General features: G+C 33.4%; 16 protein-coding genes and 1 pseudogene. All 17 read right to left on the bottom strand.

The window, feature by feature from the left end:
- Nucleotides 1-132 (bottom strand): annotated as a pseudogene (locus HZF24_RS10460) (2-amino-4-ketopentanoate thiolase); the annotation flags it as partial.
- A 73-nt stretch (nt 133-205) separates the two neighbouring features.
- Nucleotides 206-1639: a Na+/H+ antiporter NhaC family protein gene (locus HZF24_RS10455; RefSeq protein ID WP_179238262.1), complete on the bottom strand. Its 1434-nt coding sequence runs from the start codon at nt 1637-1639 to the stop codon at nt 206-208.
- A gap of 165 nt (nt 1640-1804) precedes the next feature.
- Nucleotides 1805-3187: a sigma-54-dependent transcriptional regulator gene (locus tag HZF24_RS10450; protein WP_179238261.1), complete on the bottom strand. Its 1383-nt coding sequence runs from the start codon at nt 3185-3187 to the stop codon at nt 1805-1807.
- Entirely contained in the window at nt 3187-5163 is a 1977-nt protein-coding gene (locus tag HZF24_RS10445) for a transporter substrate-binding domain-containing protein (protein WP_179238260.1), read from the bottom strand. The genes HZF24_RS10450 and HZF24_RS10445 overlap by 1 nt, the downstream gene beginning before the upstream one ends.
- A 193-nt stretch (nt 5164-5356) precedes the next feature.
- Nucleotides 5357-6352 (bottom strand): oxidoreductase, encoded by a 996-nt coding sequence (locus HZF24_RS10440; RefSeq protein WP_179238259.1) that lies wholly within the window; start codon nt 6350-6352, stop codon nt 5357-5359.
- A gap of 80 nt (nt 6353-6432) precedes the next feature.
- Nucleotides 6433-7860 (bottom strand): ATP-binding protein, encoded by a 1428-nt coding sequence (locus HZF24_RS10435; RefSeq protein ID WP_179238258.1) that lies wholly within the window; start codon nt 7858-7860, stop codon nt 6433-6435.
- A gap of 342 nt (nt 7861-8202) precedes the next feature.
- The gene (locus HZF24_RS10430; protein ID WP_179238257.1) at nt 8203-9039 is read right to left on the bottom strand and encodes a hypothetical protein; all 837 of its coding nucleotides are present in this window, start codon (nt 9037-9039) and stop codon (nt 8203-8205) included.
- A gap of 451 nt (nt 9040-9490) precedes the next feature.
- Complete coding sequence (locus HZF24_RS19435; RefSeq protein ID WP_179238256.1) at nt 9491-9715, bottom strand: hypothetical protein; 225 nt, start codon at nt 9713-9715, stop codon at nt 9491-9493.
- Nucleotides 9655-10059, bottom strand: coding sequence for a hypothetical protein (locus HZF24_RS10420; RefSeq protein ID WP_179238165.1), 405 nt, complete (start codon nt 10057-10059; stop codon nt 9655-9657). The genes HZF24_RS19435 and HZF24_RS10420 overlap by 61 nt, the downstream gene beginning before the upstream one ends.
- 45 nt (nt 10060-10104) lie before the next feature.
- Nucleotides 10105-11829, bottom strand: coding sequence for an AbiH family protein (locus HZF24_RS10415; protein WP_179238255.1), 1725 nt, complete (start codon nt 11827-11829; stop codon nt 10105-10107).
- A gap of 167 nt (nt 11830-11996) precedes the next feature.
- Complete coding sequence (gene mutM, locus HZF24_RS10410; RefSeq protein WP_179238254.1) at nt 11997-12809, bottom strand: DNA-formamidopyrimidine glycosylase; 813 nt, start codon at nt 12807-12809, stop codon at nt 11997-11999.
- A 186-nt stretch (nt 12810-12995) separates the two neighbouring features.
- Nucleotides 12996-13727 (bottom strand): NYN domain-containing protein, encoded by a 732-nt coding sequence (locus HZF24_RS10405; RefSeq protein WP_179238253.1) that lies wholly within the window; start codon nt 13725-13727, stop codon nt 12996-12998.
- 99 nt (nt 13728-13826) lie between these two features.
- On the bottom strand, nt 13827-14555 hold the full coding sequence (locus tag HZF24_RS10400) for a DUF3307 domain-containing protein (RefSeq protein ID WP_179238252.1): 729 nt from the start codon (nt 14553-14555) through the stop codon (nt 13827-13829).
- Between the two features lie 9 nt (nt 14556-14564).
- Entirely contained in the window at nt 14565-15419 is an 855-nt protein-coding gene (locus HZF24_RS10395) for a SatD family protein (RefSeq protein ID WP_179238251.1), read from the bottom strand.
- A gap of 206 nt (nt 15420-15625) precedes the next feature.
- Complete coding sequence (locus HZF24_RS10390) at nt 15626-20026, bottom strand: coiled-coil domain-containing protein (protein WP_179238250.1); 4401 nt, start codon at nt 20024-20026, stop codon at nt 15626-15628.
- Nucleotides 20019-20735 carry a DUF6063 family protein gene (locus tag HZF24_RS10385; protein ID WP_179238249.1) on the bottom strand — a complete coding sequence of 239 codons (717 nt, stop codon included), beginning with the start codon at nt 20733-20735 and terminating at the stop codon, nt 20019-20021. The genes HZF24_RS10390 and HZF24_RS10385 overlap by 8 nt, the downstream gene beginning before the upstream one ends.
- A 17-nt stretch (nt 20736-20752) precedes the next feature.
- Complete coding sequence (locus HZF24_RS10380; RefSeq protein ID WP_246346062.1) at nt 20753-22357, bottom strand: ligand-binding sensor domain-containing protein; 1605 nt, start codon at nt 22355-22357, stop codon at nt 20753-20755.
- Nucleotides 22358-22364: the final 7 nt, after the last annotated feature.

Raw genomic sequence — 22364 nt, 5'->3', positions numbered from 1 at the left:
ATCTTCCTGCAAGTATCCTTTTATCCACATTTCCAATGGTACTTGTTTTGTATCATCTGGTACTTGCGGTGCTCTTTGCGATGGCTCTAAAACATTTCTGTGTATTAGTACCCATTCACCTTTTTTTATCATTTCTACACTTCCTTTATATATTTTAATCAAACAAGCATATGTGTTTGCATATGCTTGTTATTATCACTAATTGTTATGCATTTTTTACTTTTTTTATTTTATCCATATTGTCATTTTGTCCAATACCCATGAATATAGTTGCGAACATAACAACTAACATAGCATAAGCATAGAATACAAACGGTGCTATATCTAAAGCACCTAGCGGAGCAGAACTATCTGCTGCAAACCCTAATGTATATATAATAGCAGGAGTCCAAGGCAGACTATAAACGAATGTATTTGATTGTGCATCCATTAAGTTTGCAACTCTGTATGGACTTATGCCATGTTTTTGTCCTAATGGTTTAGCGAACGAAGCACCAACTGCCAATATCGCAGGAGCATTTAATCCCATCAATGCTGAAAGTGTAATTATCATTACAGAAATTGTTATTTCAGCGCCGACTCTGGTGTCTGTAACTTTGTTCAGCGCATTTAATAGTTTAACATCTCCTTGACCGTTTCTCATTATTGCTATTGAACCGAAAAGCAATAAAGCTAAGAGAATAACCTGAATCATACTACTTAAACCTGTTTGTATAACTCCGCCGATTGTACGGTCAAGACCTTCACCATAAACGCTGAATATTGCAGGTTTAGCAGCATTAATAACATCAATTTGTACAAAATCAAACAAGCCTACAGTTACACCTGTAATAACTCCAACTACCGATCCGATGATAGTAGCTATAATTATGTCTCCTGTTTTTACTGCTACAATTATAGTAACTATAACAGGTATAAACATGAATAATGTATTTGGATTGTACTCTATTGCACCTACAGAAGAGCCGGAAGTTGCATTGGCAGGTCCAAATATCAAAATACAAACTATTGTTATAATTCCAGCCGTAATTGCATATTTTAGTCTTGAACGAACAACACCCGGTACATCTACCCCTTGTGAAGTGGCTGAGCATATAGTTGTATCCGAAACCGGTGCTAAGTTATCTCCAAAGGCTCCGCCTGAAATAATTGCTCCCGCAACCAATGGCGGATATGCTCCTAGAGCAACTGCCGCAGGATATAAAACTCCCATTCCTGTTGCGATGGTACCAAAGCCTGTGCCAGTTGCAGATGCAAATATTGCACATGCAATAAATGATATAATGGTAAATGCCGTGCTTCCCACTCCCATATTAGCCGCAATACCAGCTATACCTAAAGCTAAACCTGAATCTCTCAATATTCTTGAGAAAACACCGGCAAATAACCAGCATACAACCGGAATTAAGGCTTCCTTACTTGCCATACCTTCAATTATAGTATTTGAGTAATCTTTTTTATTCTTTGCAAAGAAAAACCCTACTATAATTGCCATAAATGCAGGTATCCACAAAGCTCCATCCGAAATTGATCCAAACTTGAATGTGGTTGTGATTATTAATACCAAGAATACAAGGAATGGAATAAATGATATCCATTCACCACCGTAAAATTCCAATTTCTTTTGATTAATTTCCATATAATCCTCCATATAATAATTTTTAAAAGATACTACAATATATGCAAAAGCCATGCCAATATAATTGTTTGCCATAATGCTGATATAAAGCCAACAAAATAAAAAAAGCGCTTGGAAAATACTTTCGCTTGGAAATATTTTTCATAGCACTTTTTTTCCTATCTGTTAATTTGTATCATTAGAATACTCTTTAAGGTCATATTCAACTATTTTATTGAAAAGTTGCCTTCTGCTGATATCCATTTGCTTAGCAGCATGCGTAATGTTATTGTTGCAGCTTTTTAACACCTCTTTGATGTATTCAATTTCAAAATTCTTTTTAGCTTCTTTATAGCTGCTTAATTTATTATTGGTTTCTTTCTCCTCCGTGTCATTGTTTAATAATCTTGAGCTTTTAAACAATTCATCCTTTAATGTGTTACCTCTTGATAATACGACTAACCTTTCGATAATGTTTTTTAACTCTCTGATATTACCTGGATAATTATAATTTAATAACTGTTGTTTTGTGTTTTCATCTATATCAGTAATACCCTTCCCCATTTCCTTATTGTATCTGTTTAATAGAAAATATATTAAATCTTCAATATCTTCTTTCCTTTGTCTTAATGGAGGAATATTAATTTCTATAGTATTAATTCTAAAAAATAAATCTTCACGGAATTTACCGTCTGCAACAGCTTTCACTAAATCTTTATTTGTGGCAGATACTAATCTGAAGTCAACATCTATAAGCTTATTAGAGCCGATACGCTCTATCTGTCTTGTTTCCAGAACCCTAAGCAGTTTCACCTGAGTTCCTTCTTCCATATCACCTATTTCGTCTAAAAAAACCGTACCCTCATTAGCTTCCTCAAGATGCCCGATTCTTCTTGTGGTAGCCCCTGTAAATGCACCCTTTTCATGTCCGAAAAGCTCAGACTCTATTAAACCGGTAGAAAAATATCCGCAATTTATTGGAATAAACGGCTTATTTGATCTGCCGCTTTTATCGTGAATCATGTTAGCGATTATTTCCTTTCCGACTCCGGATTCTCCCGTTATCAACACATTTGAATTACTTTCCGCAACCTGTTCTACCATTTCATAAACTCTTTGCATCTGTTTATTCTTGCTGGTATAAAGATATCGGCTTTTCTTGCTATTTTTATTAATTTCATTAACATTCTGGAGCGAAAATATTTTATGCACCTTTTCTATTTCAAGTATCAGCTCTTCCGGATTATGACTTTTAATAAAATATCCAAATGCACCCAATTTCATCGTTTGTACAGCGGTTTCAACACTTCCGTATCCTGTAACCATTATTACTTCTATACTTTTACTATACTTATCCTTTACTTCCTTTAAAAATTCAACACCACTGACTCCGGGCATCATAATGTCACTGATAATTAACGGATAAAATTCCCTGTCCATTAACTTATATGCTTCTTCAGCAGAAGATGCAACAGCAATTATATATCCTTTCTTGACTAATAGCATCCTGTATGTTTCTCTGTAATCAGCATCATCATCCACAATTAAAATTTTAAATAAGCCTGTCATCAACTTTTCTTCCTTTCAAAAGGTATCGTAATTATAAATGTTGTACCTTCTCCTAATTTGCTTTTCACATCAATTTTTCCGCCTAATTTTTCAACCTCCGAATATACAATAAACAGCCCGAGACCTGTGCCTTTACCTAATTCTTTTGTTGTAAAAAAAGGATCAAATATATTGTTAATGTTATGCTCATCTATTCCACATCCATTATCTTCACATATTATTGTAAAAATATTATCTTCAACCTTTGTTTTTAATCCTAATATTCCGCCATCATTCATGGCGTCAATCGAATTAGATATTAAATTCAATATAATATGTTCAACACTTTCAACATTTAATTGTATTTGTTCCTTAATATTACTTTCTACATTGACAATAATCCTGTATTTTTTTATAGCTTCATTGTGTATTTCAATTAATCTTTCAATCAATTGATTCACATCAATTAACTTCTCTGCCTTGCTTGAAAATCTTGAAAAGCTTAAAATATTATCGATTATCTTACTTGCTCTTTTTACAGCCACATCTATATAATCCAAAGATTTGTATGCTGCATCATCTATTTTTTCATTAATTCTCAACAGATAGCTCTGAGTCCTGATTATACCCAACGGATTTCTGATTTCGTGAGCTAATCCGGCCGCCAATTGACCTACAGCTATCATTTTGTTTGTCTGGAGCATTTTATTTCGGTTAATTTTATCAAGTGTTATGTTTTTAATTGTAATGAGGACAGTATTGTTAGCATCCTTTAAAGGTTGAAAATTCATTTCAAAGACATCGTGTCCAGCCGTGACTTCTTTATTAATATTCTTTTCCTGTTTATATGCATCATCAAGCAGGCAATTGGTGCAGTCACTGCAAAATTTGTTTATATATTCGGTACATTTAGCATTTCTATCCATGAATCCATTATTCACAGCATAATCATTAAAGCTCTTGTTAATTTTCAATACATTTTTATCCTTGTCGATAACCAGCATGAAATCAGATATACCGTCAAATATTATTTGAAGTTCGTTTCTGCTGTTTTCTAATTCCGTCGTCCTTTTTTTCACCAACCTTTGCAATGAAAAATTATTGAATATAATTAAAACAAATATACCTCCCACTACTATTGAGGCAATTACAAAGGATATTACCATAGTTTTAATTAATTCGGATGAATTATCCGTATCAATCAGCGGGGTAGATATCCCGAACCATTTCTGCTGAATTTTTTCTAACTGTCCCTTACTTTTGAGCTGAGGAATCGCTTTATTTAAAATCTGCACCAGTTCAGGCTTATCTTTAGCTACCGCAAATACAACCTCCTGTTGATACAGAATTATATTACTGTATTTAGGATTAAGATTTTCATTCTTTTCTACCAATAGAAAAGTTATGATAGGTTCGTCTCCTATAACTGCATCGACTGTTCCATTTAAAAACAGCTCAAGCCCTTCTTCAACATTATGTGTGTATATTAATTCGGCATCAGGATAATTCTCGATTAAATAACTGTTAGCATAGTCACCTAATTCCGTTGCAATTTTCATACTATTAATATTTCCTGTATCAAAATTATCATCCGCCCTTGTCAATAAGACAGTTCTTAAATTATATATTGGATCTGTAAATAAGTAATTCTGGCTTCTTTCCCTATTTATAAACATGTCGCACATTTGTGTGCGACCTTCTTTTAATGACAATAATGCATCATCCCATTTCATCGGTACAGTCTGTATATCTATTCCCAGTTCCAATGACAGCTGATTTACAACATCAACAACGACTCCCTTATACTGGTTATCTATTTCATCAACAAAGCGCAGCGGCGGAGCATTTTCATTGGCAGCATAAATTATGGCTTCCTGCTCCTTAAGCCACTTGATTTCATCTTTGGTTAAATATTTTTCATTATTAGTTATAAAAAATTGAATTATCAAAATAAGCATAAAAAATGTGATAATAACTATAGCATTCTTTTTTTTCATATGTGTTCTTCTCCAATAAGGTCATCCGTTTTATCTAAAGTAAACCAATATCAGTATAATTAAAACAAGGAGGAAAAGCAAATATAAAACACTAAATACAAGAAATTTACAGAATTAACAGAATAATATTGAAAGATTAATGAAATCCCTATAACAAAACATTGTGCCTTGGTTTACCGCCAAGACACAATGTCTAATAAGCTTTTATTTTTTCCAATAAACACTCTATAAAATTTGGTTGGCTTAGTACAGCCCTTCCTAGAGCTATAAAATCAACCTCACCTTTTCCAACCATATCTGCCGCTATTTCAATATCTTCTAATTCACCTGCCCCAATAACCGGAACATCCACTCTTGATTTTACGGTTTTTATCATATCTCTTAGCATCGCCGGTCCTTTTAATACTAACGGCGGAAGCATACCCGATGAAGTGTCAAGAATATCTATTCCTGCTTCAACAAGCTTCTCCGCCACCCGGCATCCTTCTTCAAGAGTTAACCCTCCCGGTAAAAGGTCATCCAGCCCAAGACGAACCAGCAATAAAAAATCATCACCTACGACCTTTCTTATATCTTTTGTTATTTCTAATAAAAGACGGCTTCTGTTTTCCAAACTCCCGCCATATTCATCTGTTCTTAAATTAGTTAAGGTCGATAAAAATTGTGTCAATAAAAATCCATGACAATTATGTATTTCTACACCATCAAAGCCTGCTTTTTTTACTCTCAGCGCAGCTTTTACAAAATCTTCTTTTATTTCATGAATTTCTGCTACAGTTAACGCCCTTGGCAGTGTACGTTCAAATGCAGGGTTTACAACAGCAGATGGAGCCACAGCTTCCATTCCTGTAAGTTCAACATCCGCAGCACTACCGGCATGATTTATCTGAACAACTCCTACTTGGTTATTCTTATGTATAATATCTGCAAGTCTTGATAATCCTTCAATACATTCATCTCTATCCACAAATATAAGCTTATCTCTGTACTGTCCTGCACGCGCTATGGCTGCCTGTTCAACAATTATAAGAGATGGACCCTTTCTCTGCTCATAAATTGAAAGCAATTCCTCAGTTATCAATCCGTCTTCAGTTGCTTTAGCTATATCAAACGGAGCACAGGCATATCTGTTTGGAAAATTAAAACCTTTAACTCTAATATTACTTATTAAAATTGATACCTTGGACATTTTCCCACTCCCTAACAATTATTCTAAAATATTATTTGCATTTATTATTAATTAATTCTATGTTATTTACTCCCGGTCATTCATGAATAATACTTCTGGTATTTACTCTTTGGTTTATCTGGCAAAGTCATTTTAATTTTCCCACTATTAATCAACGGATAGATATACGTTTTTATAAAATAACTCGGTGCTTCAAAGCCAAATTTATAAGCGAGTTCTTCTCTGGTTCGTGGTGTAATGCAATAATTTAAAATCTCCTGTTCAAAATCAATATTTTTATCTTGTACGATTGTCTTCTTGTAAAATATTACTTTAAATACTCCTCGTCTGTCTATAAATACAGGAGCAGGCATATCGGCTTTTTTATGTTCAGCTATAACAGTAGGAATACCAGAAAATCGATTTTCTGTATCAATCATAATCTCCAACGCTCCTGCTAAGTATGGATTCCTGGTGTCTGCGGCTACTTTACCTAAATCATCTACAGTTATTCTGCCATATAGACCTCCCGGATTCTCCAGCTCCAATCTGTCTTCATACATGATTAATCTGACAGGTGAACGTTCTGTATGGACACTGTAATCTCTATGTATAAGTGCATTTAGTATAATCTCCCTGACTGCCTTTATTGGGTATTCCGGTTTATCAGCACGAGTACCATCTTCTGTGACTATAGTTTTAACCCTCATATTTCTTCGTACAAAAGCTAACGTACCCTCAAGCATCTGAGATATGGTTCCTTCAACCCGTTTATTGTCTACAAAGCGTTCCCCGTCTTCTCCAAGTTCACCTATCTCTTTTCCCTGTACCACCATTGCCGTTACGCTTAGTTGAGGATAAAATTCTTGTGGATATTCACCAAGAAGCATCAATCCCGCCAAAGTGGGTAATCCATCCTGACTTATACCTTGAGTTTCCAGTATTCGTTTATCATCAAGGTTTGCTAAATTAACCTTTTGTCTGCGCAGTTTTAAAAGATATTCAATAATATTGTCCTTTTTCAAATATTCCATTGTGGCTCTATCGACAATCCGAAGTTCATCATGGATTCTTCTTTTAAATGCTTCATAGCTGTATATTTCATATTCTGTCATAGGATGATCAGAATCACCAACACGTATGTAAGACCCCCTTATTCTCCCGGCACCTTTATAAAAGCATGGCTTATCATAAATGTCACACTCTGAAATTTCTGCACTAACAACTACCTTACCATCTACCTGAGCAACTGTAAATAATGGTCTTACTACAGGATCCATTTGCAGAGACTGTTCCACTACCTTCTTTTGAAGGTCTTGGGCATCATAAACACCTACAACTTTATACCCAGCTCCTTCATCAATTCCGAAGATAATGATTCCTCCACCTACTTGATTAGAAAAACTAGATAAAGTATCGTAAAGTTTAGTTGGTGTTCCTCCTGATGCTTTCTTAAGCTCTATATACTGTTTTTCACATTTTTCAGAAATGATTTTTTTAACTAATTGCACTAATTCTTCTTCTAACATAGGAACTACCTCCTTCCTACCTTAAATTATACTATAATTTTACGCAAATATCAATATTTTATACAAATATTTTGTATTTTAGTGAAAATTTAGTAGTTTTAAATAAATATTTATAAGGCTTTATAAAATTGTTTCTCTAATTTTTTTATTTTTAATAAAAATTCCGTCAAAAGCCTTGAAGCTGTTTGCATAAAGGTTTTAACATCTACTTTAACGCTGGAATATAAAAATATTCAAATAATATTGCAGACCTATCAAGATAAAATAATCGAAAGTAATGTTGCAGTAACAAAATCCTCTGATACTGAACATTTTAGCTTTACATTCAAACTATAGCAAGTATTATATTGCACTTAAAAATGAAGATAATACTCCTGATACAAATAGAAAACTTATCAAAAGCAACAACAATCCAAACCCTATATAAGAACTCATTGAACTGCAGGTTTTTACAGTCTTTCTATATATATACCTCCAAAGTTTTGTTAACCGATTTTCCAGTGTCAAATTTATCATAGATAAAATATGTAATGTACTAATCAACGTAAAGAACATAAATCCAAAGAGAACTATTACCCCTAAAGCTTGATATAACAAAAAACCGTATGCGTTTATATTTAATAGAATAGAAAAGAGTCCGTCTTTTTCTATTAAACTTAAAATTTCACCTTTATTAACAAATTCACCTGTTATAGGATTTTTCATCAAGTACAATAAAATAGGAAAGCAAATAGTGGCAATAATATTGAACACTAATATAGTCTTTATTGACAAATCAATATAATTTTTTTTTGTTACTAAATAAGCAGTAGTTAAAAATGCAGTTTCTAAAAAAACTGTCATTATCAAAATTAACCTACTAATTTGAGGTTCAAATTTTAAAAAACCATAAATCAACAATAAAGAACCAACAATATATGCAATGAGTATTTCTTCACTACTCATGCCTTGTGTCTTTTCCTTACCATGGGTAATTGTATTTTGTGTATAATTATTATAAATATATTTATTTTGTTCAAAATGTATCTGAGAAAAATTCAGTTGTTTATTAACAGAACAACTAGTTTCACTACTTTTCAACAATTTAGGTATAATTACACCAAAAATTGCTCCTACGATTGCTGAAAAAAATGCAATTAAAATATCATATAAAAAATCATCTATTGGAATCACCTCCATATATCTAACTATGTAGTTTAGTTTTTAAAAGCATTTAATTTTTACAGTTAAAACCCTATCTATACAATTCCGGATTTATATCATATTTGTCACCATACTTTGCCTTATATTAAGTATCAATTTTTCTGATAATGTCAGCAATGCAAGTTTATTTCATATTACAAAGTCTTTGAAATGGTCTGAATTAACTATTTCATTTTCAAGATATCTTATTTCAATAAACCCCAAGAACAGGACCGCCTATACCTATCTATCATACAAAACACTTTACTCCTTTTCTCATCATATAATAAAATCTATCGACTAATTGTTAATATAACATAATAAACGTTTGTTCCATTATCAACTTCTTTTTTATGCTTATCAAGAATTTAATCCCGAATAAACAAATGCCTTGTCCACTACGTTGCAAACTGCTCCCGCAGGTATATCATGCTCTCATGTGTACTGCCTAATAAATACCTACCAAAGCTTTATACAAGTTCTTGGCATAAGAATCTGTCATTCCACTTATGAAATCCGTAACGAGCAGTAACCTCAGGTATAAATTATATGAATCATCATCAGTTTTATGTAATTTATAACACCTTTTATAGTTTTCAGAAATTAAATCCGTTAATTTTCGTTCACCTTTTGATTGTTCGTAATCTTCATTATCTTCATCGTATTCAAGCACAGCAGGACAAATTTTTCCAACAATGAGTTAATAATGGTTTGAGTCGCAAATTCCGGTTTCAGTATTGAAGCATCAGAATATACATACTTGATCATTACTTTCTTTTTCATAATTTCTATTGAATATTGATGAAATGTACCGTATAGGATATCATTAGTATATTTTCCATCCATTATTTCATCATAATTGTCTGTAAAGCCAAAAGCTGCAGAATATAAAAGCCATTGTCTAGAAAACTGCACCCATTCATGAAAAGCAGTGTGTTCCGACGAATGTATTGCTTTCAGTTTGGTTAATTCATCAATTAATAGTTTAGACTTACTGTAAAAAATAGTATTTTGCACATAAATTATATCGGCGTAATTTGGTGAATGTTTATATATATACTATTACTTGAGTAGTTTTTTAAAGAACAGTTGACTTATATCCACCCCACTATATAAATAACTTGGGGCATTGCGCAAAGCTTTATTGGACACAAGAGATCCATCCGAAAGAGAGTATTTTCTCACCCGGTTGTTATATACAAAAATGATTTCATTAGCAGTTAGGAAAACACAACGTAATCGACGGTTAATCAAACTTTGATTTTGAATGCTTTCAAGTTCATTAATAAATCTCCAATGATTATCAATGATTCGGAAAAGGAAGACCCCTGAATCGACGCCACGAATGACAGCAAACATATATTTTCCGGACAGAACGAAAAAGGCATCACTTACAGATGACGAAAATACCGTTTCATAATCAACTGCATGGCTTTCCTGATTAACAATCTTAAGCGATAGAGCTGACGTCTTTACCAACCACCTGCCATCAGAAGAGGTACACAGCTTTTTTTCAACCGGCAACTTTTTCAGCGTTCCAGTCAATATGTTATCTTTCAGAGGAGTCACAGCAATATCGTCCGTGCGGAAAACAGATACAGCTGACTGATTAATTCCAAGCTTCACAAGCAGCTTTTCAAGATTATCCAGATCACGCATTCCATGGCATCCAAAATACCAGCGAGCATCTTTGATGTTAGAAATCCTTGATGCAATCTCCAAAAAATAGTCCCAGTCAACAGGTGACAGGGAGTGACCGATTGTAATAATGTCCTCTATTTCATTTAAGCCTGCAAAAAATGTCCCTTTAGCAGAGATGATATCACCACAATTCTTTGTCAGCACCTCATCGCTTTCCCCAATCAGTTGAATAGCATAATCCTGTGCCGCATCAATCATTGAGAGTTTAAAAGGATTTTTGGGACCCACAGGAGAAACATCATCAAAGTCATATGTGTTTGTATCTTCGCAGGGCATATGTCCTAAGACCAACCTTTCCTTTGGACAATATTTCTTTTTTCTTCGACAGCCGTGGATATAACAGATGTTATCCTCAGAAACTCCATAAAGCGTTTCGACAAACTCTGTATAATTAAAGCAAAGCACCTTGCCGTTCTGCCGGAACATATTTTGCAGCGGCCGGTCATCGGTTCCGATTGAAAGTGTTTCAATCCACATGCGAAAGCGTCGCGGTAGTTCATGTACAGCTGTCAAAATGGGATTTGCCGCTGCTTCACCTGCTTGATAGAATTCGGATTCACCCGCATCTTTGTCATACGCACCAAGTATATCGAGCCAACTGTCAACAACGAAACCGTTGCTCATGGCTTTTATATCAAAGTGGGCAAGGGCTTCCTCAAAATCTGCCCAGATATCCTCTGATGTCAAAAAATTCTCAAAAGCGTGGAGGAGCGCACTGTTTCTCCCAAGGGAATCTCGAAATGCATAATAACTTGAGCTTACCCCATGCATCAGGTCAAACCCATTTCCGATTACATAAAGAACGTGACCGTCAGCCGGATGAATATCATCCTTTGCAACAACCCTCCACTCGTTCAATCGAATATCAAATATCTTTTTCTCTTCTTCCTTTTTTTGTTGCCATCTTTCACTTTCTATCCGTTCTATTTCTTGCTTACGCAGTTCCTGTGCAGCTTTACGGCATAACGGGCAGTGTTTAGGCTTTTCCAAACCCCGTTGGGCAAAGCGTTCCTTTTCATAATTTCTGAAAATAAATGTCCTGCCGCATGTTTCGCAAGAAAGTTCTTGAGTATAATAAATTAGCATCCTGTTACCATCACCCTTTTAATTAATTTTCCATATTATCTCCCGTTGCCTTAATCTCCTATATTCATTAGCCGGAAAATAATCACCAGCTAAAAGAGCCTTTTTATTTCATACTTGTCCAATTTCCATATACCCTTTTCACATTAAACTGTGAATAGTGAGTGACTTTAACTCAGCTGGCAATCCGGGCAATAGAAGCATTTGCGAGAATTAAGTTCTATTTTGACAATGATTCCTCCACATCGTAAGCATTTCTCTCCTTCTCTGTCATATACCAGTATGTGATTATTATATCCTCCAGTGTGCTGATCCCCCAGAAATAAAGGGATCTCCATATATCCGCCAAGATTAACAGCATTCCGCAAAACAGTATGTATTGAATTGTATACAGAAAACATACTATCGCCGTCAAGAGAATTTACTGTCACAGTTGGCCTAATTTTCGCCTCAAAGCAAATCTCATCCGAATATAAATTACCAATACCTGATATTGTTTTTTGATCTGTGAGAGTCATTTTTAACCTTCCACGTTTAGACTGTAACATATCTTGAAAAGCATCAAATGTAAAGTCCGATTCCAAAGGTTCAGGACCTAAATCAGAAAACTTTTGCTGCAGATCCTGCTCATCCAATAGGTGAAGATAACCCAATCGCAGACCAATGAAATATAGATTCATATCACCAAAGGATAAAACGACTTGCTTCGTACGTTCAGGATTGTCATGTTCATTCCCAAGATACATCCACCCTCCAAGCATTAAATGCAATAAAAGGTGTTTCCCGGAATTTAAACTAAAAATTAAGTGTTTAGCCCTGCGATCTATTTTTACAATCTGTTTTCCTTTAATTTCTTGAACAAATTCTAAACTTGATACATTAATCGACTTCTCTCTGTTAACTTCAATATCTGTGATAGTCTTTCCGAGAATTTTTTCAGCAAGTAATTTTTTGTATGTTTCCATTTCAGGAAGCTCCGGCATAGTGTTATCCTCCTTTGAGATAATCTGGTATTAAGTATATAGTTTATGCTTAAATAAAACTTTTCATCTATTCGGTACAACTGTATATAATCTCATTATGGCAATCCACACACAAATTATACGTATTGTCAGTACAATATCATCATCATTTTTCTTGAATTATTCTCATTTTATTTTATCGCCATATTATAAGCATTTGTAAGCAACAATAGTAACCGTTCCCTTACCTCTATACCTTTTTATTTCATATTTATCCGGATATGCCTCTATTAAATCCGGCAATTTCAAATAGCCGTAAGAACGCAAATCAAAATCTGGTTTTGTTCTCTTAATAAACGTTCCTGCAGAACTAACGTTTACATAACCGTCATCATCCTGATACTTTTCAAATGCAATTTTTAATAAACTATGAATTTCATTGATATTTGCATCAGAATCATTATCATATTCAATATCTGTGTCATCAGCTTTAGATAACTCTTTTTCTGATAAATTTTCTAAATAAATAAATTCATCACAAGAATTCCTGAAGGCTTCGGGAGTTTTCTTTTCACCTACCCCTATAACGTATACACCAGATTCATGTAGTTTTATTGCAATAGGGGTATAGTCACTGTCACTTGCAACAATAACAAAAGCATCATATATACCTGTATGTAACAAATCTACAGCATCTATAACCATAGCCATATCTGTTACATTTTTCCCGGATACATAATCAAATTGCTGCACTGCCTTGATTGCTAAACGTTTCACCTCATCTTCCCAATTTTTGAGGTTTTCTTTCTTCCAATTTCCATAAGCCCTTTTTACGATAATACGACCATACGTAGAAATTTCACGCATCACATTATCCATTTTGGAAAGCTGCGTATTATCCGCATCAATCAGTACTACTATTTTTTGTAGGTTTTCCATCTTCTTCTCCTGGTTTTATTTTTGTTAACTCAAATATACTAAATTACATCCCTTGAGCCATCCGAACTATTAGTATCAGTCACCGGTATTCTGTTACCATCACAAAAATTGCTTTAGCACAATAGTTGTAATAAACGCAATTGATACGCTAGTCAAGGTCCCCACCAAATATCTCTCAGCAAAATTTTTATCTTCAAGTTGCTTGTAACGAGCAATGCTTTTTGCAGTCAACACAAAGCCAATTGCCCCAAATTGATTGCATAAGATTAAAACTGAAACAATAATTCGTTCAAGCTTTCCAATTACACGCCCTATTTGAGGATCATTTTCCTCCTGAGCACAACTATTTCCATCAATAATATACGAGAATAGCTTCTTTATAAAAACCGCTGCAGGATCCCATATTATCACAAATATCAAAGAGTAAATAATCAAACTATTAAAATGTGGCAATTGTTGTATATATCCGTATATTGAGGTTGTTTCTGAACCTATATCAAAAGCATAATATAAAATGGCAAGAATCAAAATGTGTAAAATTTGATCCATAATAAAAGAGGCAAATATAATCGCTTTACTACTAAATTTCTTATCCACAGATGTTCTTGTCCAATCAATAAAAAAGTGTGAGCTTATAATAATTATGTAGAGTAAAATGGCCTTTCCGAATTTCACCCAAGGGAAAATTGCCATCAAAAATATGACAGCATAAATCAATATGTGGAAAAGAAAATATTTAAAGCTATTACGTTTTTGCTGTGCCAATTTTGTAGTCTGAAAGGTAAAATCGGCAAGAAGGTGGGCTATAAGCAAGATATATATAATCATATTTACCTCTTATAAATACTCATCCATAAATCTTAATGCGACAATAGTTGAATTTCTAGCTTCGTATATATTGGCCACCTTAAAGGTTTTTTCAATACTTTGTCTGCTTATATTTAAAATTTCGGATAACTGTGTAATCATTCCTCTTTTCTTCCCGCCGGAAACATAAAAGGTGCTATCATCATTAGCCGCATCTATTGGAAAAGATTCAAAGCTTATATACTCAATCTTGTCGAAGGGATATTTTTTTACTGATTTACTTTTCTTATAATACGTATAATAATTAAGTTTGTTTTTTGAAGTTATAAGTTTTGAAATCAAGCTAATTTTATTATGACCAATCACTTGGTAGTAATCAATGGGGTAAAGCAATTCCGAAAGTAGCATAAGTTCATTTTGGTATTCACTGTGGTTATTAGTTAATGCAAAAGATGTATTAATTACAGCATTTAAAAACAAATCAACCTTGCTCCCTGAATAAAGAAGCACAGAATACCCTATCGCATCCTTTAAATTATCAATAGCGTAGCGTGCATTGTGATATACCGGACCATCCTGAGCTGTGGTGCTTGCATTTTCAACTTTTACATTCCACTCTCCCACGCCAATTCCTGCTCTGATTTCAACAGGAGAAATTAGCATACTAAACATTCTAAAATATAGATATGCCGATTCCGGAGAAACGAATAAACCTTGCACCTCATCTCCTGCACTAAATTCGACATCCCTGGACAAAGAACTCGAAAACACTTCATTCAAATTTTGAATTACAGTAATAATGTAGTTCTGTATAGAATTTCTATCTTCGACTGAATATGATCGAGAGCTTTTCAGATCTATTATTAATGCAGTGTAACTCTTCATAACATCACCCCTAACAATTATTATAACACAACGGAGAAAAAAGGCAACCAATATTGGTTGCTTTATTAAAAAGAAACTTAAATAAGTTGCACAAAAGCAGCGTTATTTTCAAAGCGTTATAATTTGTAACAGTTTCATTTCCTTTATCCCATACAGTATGAATTTTTTTGTTTTCAAATACCTTAGTTTTCTAAATTATTGACTTCTTAAAACAGCCTCATTTGCTCTACTTCTTCTGTTTTTACCCGTGAAGTAACCATGACTTCTATATCTTCACCTTTTGCATGGTGACCTTTCAGGTATTGTGTTCCCTTTCTGAGACTTGAAGGAACTAAATTTAAAACATATATATTTTCAAAAGAATTATATATTGACTCTCCGCTAAGCCCCGTAAAAGAAATTAATTGAGTATTACTCTTCCTTGCAACATCTATTAAAGGTCTCAATAAATGGGCAGAATATGTTTGTGCAAAAGGATTATCCATTATGAGGACTTTCCCCTCTTCTAATTCAGCAAATATATCTGTCTCGTCCCTTCTCATAAAGGACAGTAAGCTTGATAATATTACGAATGCAGATAAGAAACCTTCCCCTCCTGAATTCATTGATACTTCAGCCCAATCAATTGGATACTGCCTTTCAGCCTCTATCTTATATAGCTTAATTATAATATTGTTAATTCCAACAACTGAATTGTATAAATTCTTTGTAGTTATTACAGGGCTGATTACTTCTTCTATGTTTTCATTGTTTTCCAACCGGCTGATTCCGCTTTGTGTCAGGTCTTCGACTATATCTTGCAGTCTGTTCCTATATTGGTTTTCTTCTGCATCCCAATCCGGTAGATCCATACGCAGCATCTTTACGGATTTCTCTCTGATTTTTATGGTAGAGTTTTTATCTATTTTACTTAAGTTCTTATGAATATCACTGATATATTCCAATAATATCTGCAATATCCTTTCCTTTTCCTTATCTACCAGGGCAATATCTACCTCTAATTTAGCCATTAAATCATCGTAGGCTTTAATTGTAGTCATTAACTGCTCAATAAATTCTATTGGCGTCTCTATCAACGAATGCAGCATATTCAATGGTCTGCCGAAAAAATCTTCCTGGAAAGCATCATTTCTCAACAATTTATCAATCGATGCCGATAGTTTGTTTTTCAACTCATTAATGTGCCCGATTATTTGTCTGTAATCTCTTACCATTACTCCTCTGAATCGGTCTGAAGAATCCTTATCCATTAGCGCAATATCCTGAGAAAACTCTATTTCCTCTATTACAGGTAATTCGTAATATTCTGCTAATGCGGAAAGATTGTTATCACAATAACCTATACGACTGATAATGTTGTTTAATTTAATATTTAACTTGTTAAGTTCATGCTTTTTCTCTGAAATTCGTGTTTTAAAATCAGTTGATACTATCTCAGCCTTTGGCATTAGCTGCTCTTTATTATGAGCTTCCTTTAGTTTCTTGTACTCCGTGTCTATTTGATTTTCCTTAACTGCAATTTTACTTTTTAATTCCGAATAATACTCTGACAAGTTTTTTATTTCATCCTCTATATTCAGCAAATCATTTTCTATTGAGCTTAAAGTAAAGCTGTCGTATATTACCTCTCCAAACTCTTCTTCCTTAATTTTTAATCGACTGTAAGTTTCTATTAAGTATTTTTCCATGTCGTTGTATTTTTTAAAGGCCCTGTCCAAAGATTCTTCAACATCTTTTAACTCACCGGTTATTTCCTTTGTCAATGCTTCATATCTTGCCTCAATGTCTTCAATATCTTTTTGAACTAATTCCTTTTTATCATACTTTAAATATTTTTGCAGCTTTTCTTCCGAAGTCTTCTTTTTGCCTGAATATACTCGTCCGGAATCCAATTTATCATTTTGTGTTTGTTTTAGACTTCTGATTTCATCTCTGATGCGCTTACTGTCTGATACGATTTTTGAGATGCTTTCTCTGACTTCAATTCTCTCCTTCATAAGAAATAAATACTCTTTATATTCTTCCATTAAGTCTATTAAATCTTTATTCTTGCGATTTAATCCATCTAATTCCTTTTCACCTTGTTTGATAGTTTCTTTCAATTTTTCCTGTTCTTCTCTTAAATTATTTTCTTTTTCTCTGAGAGAATTCAAATCAACCTCAATGGAGCTCTTGATTTTAAGATTGGATTCAAGACTGTTTTTTACATCTCTATAGTTTTTTTCTGTCAACTCTTGATAAAATATCTTATTATATTTTTGTTGGTATTCTTCTAAATCCTCATTTCGTCTTTTCAGAGATTCTTTGATATTTTGAATTTCTTCCTCTTTTGCAAGCAGAATCTTAGCCAGCTCCTCCTCATCTAGCAAATTATTATTGAACAGAACATAGAAGTTAACTTTTCCCCCTGCATATATAGAGGATGCATTTCCTTCAATATTTTTCTCTATATTCTCTCTTATAACTATCGGAATAGGGAATGATGTATATATACCTAAATTACTTGCCTTTAACCGTTCTATATCTCGTTGTGTCAATATTAGTCCATAGGGTATAAAGGGATTGTTTTTTACTGTTTTATTGTTTGCATCAAGACTTTTATTGTTTTTCTTCAGCCATTCCATTCCGTATACATAATTTATCCCCTCTGCATCCAGTGCTTCTTTAATGTTGGCCGGAAGCTCTAATACCTTGCCTGACTTTATGTTATTATACTCTTTTTCCATGTCCCTAAGATTAATTTCAATATGCTTTACAGATTCCTGAACCTGGGTTATTCTCCTTTGGAATTCCTTTAATATCTCTTCCGTATCAAAAATCCTTTCTTCACCGAAGCCTATATGCTTTATTATTGATTTCCTGACTTCAATTTTAGAATCCAGGGCTTCCAGTTTTTCTTCTATTCCTGTAATTTTCTGAGATATTGTAGCACGCTCATCAATCTTGTCCTGCAATTGTCTTCCGTATACTTTCAGACTTTCATCATTCTCAGAACTTGCTTTCTTTAATCTGACAATCTCTGTACTTAACTGTCCTATTGATTCCTTCAATCTTTTGATTCTTATTTCTAAGCTGCCTTCTTCATATTCATTAAGAATATTTCTTCTTAGGTCCTCCCTATATAATTCATTAAAACTCTTCTCTACCTTGTCAAAGCTTGATATATTTGCATTGATTTCAGCTAAGTATGCATTCTCTTGTACTTCCCTCTTCCTAAGCTTCTCTGCTTCCTTATTAAGCCGCTCGTCATTTTCTTCAAGTTCCTTAAGCTCTTTTTTTATATTAAGCAATATATCTTCTAACATTTTTACTTCATTTTCGTAATGATACCTTAAAGCATATCCCAAGGACTCTCTTTCAGGAGCCCGATCCTTTTCCTTATGCTTTATTAATTCAAGTTTATTCTCTAATAATTGAACTTCCTGAGATGCATCTCTGTATTGTTCATTTATCTTTGCACAAAGTTGGATGTTTTTAAGTTTTTCACAAGTTTTTTTATCCTCTTCTTTTTTCTTAATTAAGGTACTTGCTTCCGAAAACTTATCTGCCAATACTTCTTTCTCGTCTTCCAGACCATATATGTCAAAGGATATTTCCTCGTATTTAATACGATTGATCTCTTCATTTAAAATAAACTCTTTCTCTTCCAGACTTATTTTATCCGAATCAAGACTAAGCTTAAGCTCTCTTAACTTATTAATTAAATTTGCTATTTTATTTTCTAAACTGCTTTTTCCCTCTATGGAATCTTTAAGATTTTCAGCTATATCTAAAACTTCGGATGTTTCCTCTTTGAACAACAAAATAGTATTCTTTTTATCTATTTTTTCTTTATTGTCCTTATACTGCTTTATATATTTACTTAAAATATCTCTGAATTCTTCAATTCTATTTTTATCCTTGTTTAATTTATCCTCAACTGCAGGTAAAAACCATGTTTCTATTAATCCTGCTTCATCTTTTGCTTTTGTAAAAAGCTCCGACAGCCCCGACTCTTTAAGATTTATTTTTTTAACGATGGATTCCCATTCTTTGTAATAGATTTGGTATTCTTCCAACTTATTAAAATAGTTCTTCAACTGGCTGCTGTTACTCATATCATATAAAGAAAAACTGTAGTCATCAGATACCTTTAGTGCTTCCAAAAGCTTCTTACAATCACTATACTTCATAAGAGTTTTACCTTCATCATCAGCCTTTATGAAGGGGATATTGTGAATACTATATTGATTTTGCCCTTTATACTCATGGATAAACTGCAGTATGTCCAAATCCCTTTGGGCTTGTTCCTCGTTTACTTCCTGATTCTTCCTGACCATCATTCCTGTCAGCACATATCCTGCGTTACCGTCTAATTTCCACTCTACTAATATGAAGCTTGGCTTATTTGTAGTAAAGTAGCCGGAAAATTTTCTATCATTAGTATCTCTGTATCTTTTATGTACAAATGGAGCTATAAGCATCTGTACAAGCACAGACTTTCCGCCGCCATTTCTAAGAGAAAGAAGGGTGCTCTCACTATTCAGATGAAATGTTTCATCATCAACGCGAATTCCATTGTAATTATAATTAATATTTATCAGCCTGATAGCATTTATTTTACTCATTTTCCACCACTCCTAAAACTCTCAGAACTCTCCTGTAGTTCTTTTTGTTTAAAAGATTATAGTCCATAAATTGATCTAACTTCTTTGTAGTCTTTACCATTTCATCTTCTTCTATGAAATCAACTAAATCCTGATTTTGCAAAAACTTTAATATATTGTAAACAAAGCCTTCCTTCGTAGTCTTAGCTCTGGAGCCTTTCTCTTCGCTTCTTAGTGCTTCAAAGGCTTCTAACATATTAGAAAAAGCCAATCCATCAATATCTTGGGATTCTTCGTCCGAACTTTCTATCCCCTCTTTTAACCTTTCTGACACACTGTTTAAAAGATCTCCTACCCTCAGATAATCCCTCGCTTTACTGCTGCTTCCCTGCCCATCATAGAATTCTACTAATAATGTTAATATAACAAACTGAGACAAGTAATAGTCTTTATCCGTTGCTGTTGATTTACACAGTATTGATTTCAGATTCTGCTTTGAAAATCCTAAGTACGTATTATCTTCGTTGGGAATTAAATATATTATATTTCCATATCGTTCAATTAAACTTTCGGCTATAATTCCTTGTCTTTTTACTAAATCCATTATATTATCATTTTCCGTATACGCTTTATATAATGAAATATTATCTTCTTCTCTTAACTCCCTGTGTTCAATTAAGTAATAAAAAATACTCTGGCTTAGAGTTATTTCTTCTAATTCGTAACCCATAACTACCTCCTGTTCATCTATTGGTTTAAATCGAAATAGATATTAGAACAATAAATGCGCTTAATCTTACCGGTGTTGCTATTGAGATTTTCAAATATAACCAGATCCTCATCATCAAGCCTGAATGTACTTATCTTTTTTATACCTTCTAAACTATGATTATTCTCTATTAAATCCAAAATACTTTCATTTAATTGAAATTCTAAAGTTGTATTTTCTGCTATATGCTCTGAACGCTCCTTTTTTAATTCTTGTATATCAATATTTGAATTCCTGAGAAGTTCAATTACGATTTCTTTAAATATTTCTACGTTAGGAATCAATTCTGAATAATCCTCATTTAGACTTTCCTTTAAATCCTTAAGACTTATTCCATTATGTTCGTAAGCGTAAGTAAGTATCGACAAAAGAGAACGATTATATAGCTTTACTTTTTCTTTTTGCTTAGCTGCTTGCTCCTCCTGCCATTTCTCATCATCAAATTCCAGTACTTCTTCTTCATCATCCCTAAGCTTAGTCCGGATTGGTTTTTGTATTTCCACTGACTTATTTATATTGTAGACCTTATCCACCTCTTGATTTAACAAAGGTCGGATAAAATATTCAATATTTCTTAGGTTGTCAGGATTCTCCAATATTTTATCGTACAACTCACTCCTTATATTAAACCTTTTTATCAAGGTCATCTGAGATAGATCCTCTAATTCTTTGCTATATAACGAGTTAAGCTCAAAATGACTTTTTAATATTTGTTGGTGCTCATCTATTGCCCTGCCCAGATAATTTTCAATTATTTTTAAATTCATAAGATTCTTGGTATCTTCTTTGTCCAGTTTTTGAATATTTATGTCTTTTTCTTCTAACTCTCTTACTCTTTCCCTTATATTCTCCCTGTACCCTGAAAATTTCCTGCTTGTATCCCCTATTGTCTCAAGATTCTCCTCCAACAATATCTTGTAATCCAATACTGAGTAATTCAGTGCATTTTGCTTTATCTTTCTCATAGCTTCCCTTATACGCTGATATTGTATACGCAGCTGATTGAATATATTCTTAATATCATCTACAGCCTTATCATAGGATGCTTTTTCTATATGAAGCTTGAAAATCATTTCATGAATAGTTAACAGCATATTGCTTTCCATTTCTAACGTGGATAACATTAAATTATATCCATCATCTGTCAGGTGATATGATGTCCTTCTGATTTCATCATCAATATACACAGGCTTGTTGTTGATAAAACTTATATGTATATTTTTGTACTCTTCATCCTGAAAATCATACCCCCTAAAATACATAACCTTTCCTTGATTTCCTAAGATTACATTTATAATAAAATCACCTAACTCCTTGCATTCTTCATAGGAAATAGGTTTCTTAAAATTTTCCATATTTACCATGTCTATAAACCCGCCAATATCGTCCATGGTACATGGCTCATCTTTTAACGATTGCTCCATAATAAAAAGCATTACTATGAACACCATGTTGGTCTGTTCATAAAAGTCTTCAAAACCGTATTGCTTCCACGTGGTCTTAGACATACTATTTTTAAATAAAAAAGCATAGGAGCCTACATTTTTCATTCGTTTCGGAAAATTGTTCAAAAAAGAAACCATACGTCCT

It is taken from the genome of Sedimentibacter hydroxybenzoicus DSM 7310 (genome assembly GCF_013403245.1).
In the GTDB taxonomy this organism is placed as follows: domain Bacteria; phylum Bacillota; class Clostridia; order Tissierellales; family Sedimentibacteraceae; genus Sedimentibacter; species Sedimentibacter hydroxybenzoicus.
The sequence above is the reverse complement of the archived record's forward strand: the minus strand, read 5'-3'. Positions and strand labels throughout refer to the sequence as shown.

What these genes read in the sequence shown, in the direction of transcription:
- HZF24_RS10455 (WP_179238262.1), bottom strand. Translation starts at nt 1,639, where the DNA reads ATGGAAATTAATCAAAAGAAATTGGAATTTTACGGTGGTGAATGGATA.
- HZF24_RS10450 (WP_179238261.1), bottom strand. Translation starts at nt 3,187, where the DNA reads ATGACAGGCTTATTTAAAATTTTAATTGTGGATGATGATGCTGATTAC.
- HZF24_RS10445 (WP_179238260.1), bottom strand. Translation starts at nt 5,163, where the DNA reads ATGAAAAAAAAGAATGCTATAGTTATTATCACATTTTTTATGCTTATT.
- HZF24_RS10440 (WP_179238259.1), bottom strand. Translation starts at nt 6,352, where the DNA reads ATGTCCAAGGTATCAATTTTAATAAGTAATATTAGAGTTAAAGGTTTT.
- HZF24_RS10435 (WP_179238258.1), bottom strand. Translation starts at nt 7,860, where the DNA reads ATGTTAGAAGAAGAATTAGTGCAATTAGTTAAAAAAATCATTTCTGAA.
- HZF24_RS10430 (WP_179238257.1), bottom strand. Translation starts at nt 9,039, where the DNA reads ATGGAGGTGATTCCAATAGATGATTTTTTATATGATATTTTAATTGCA.
- HZF24_RS10415 (WP_179238255.1), bottom strand. Translation starts at nt 11,829, where the DNA reads ATGCTAATTTATTATACTCAAGAACTTTCTTGCGAAACATGCGGCAGG.
- mutM (WP_179238254.1), bottom strand. Translation starts at nt 12,809, where the DNA reads ATGCCGGAGCTTCCTGAAATGGAAACATACAAAAAATTACTTGCTGAA.
- HZF24_RS10405 (WP_179238253.1), bottom strand. Translation starts at nt 13,727, where the DNA reads ATGGAAAACCTACAAAAAATAGTAGTACTGATTGATGCGGATAATACG.
- HZF24_RS10400 (WP_179238252.1), bottom strand. Translation starts at nt 14,555, where the DNA reads ATGATTATATATATCTTGCTTATAGCCCACCTTCTTGCCGATTTTACC.
- HZF24_RS10395 (WP_179238251.1), bottom strand. Translation starts at nt 15,419, where the DNA reads ATGAAGAGTTACACTGCATTAATAATAGATCTGAAAAGCTCTCGATCA.
- HZF24_RS10390 (WP_179238250.1), bottom strand. Translation starts at nt 20,026, where the DNA reads ATGAGTAAAATAAATGCTATCAGGCTGATAAATATTAATTATAATTAC.
- HZF24_RS10385 (WP_179238249.1), bottom strand. Translation starts at nt 20,735, where the DNA reads ATGGGTTACGAATTAGAAGAAATAACTCTAAGCCAGAGTATTTTTTAT.
- HZF24_RS10380 (WP_246346062.1), bottom strand. Translation starts at nt 22,357, where the DNA reads ATGGTTTCTTTTTTGAACAATTTTCCGAAACGAATGAAAAATGTAGGC.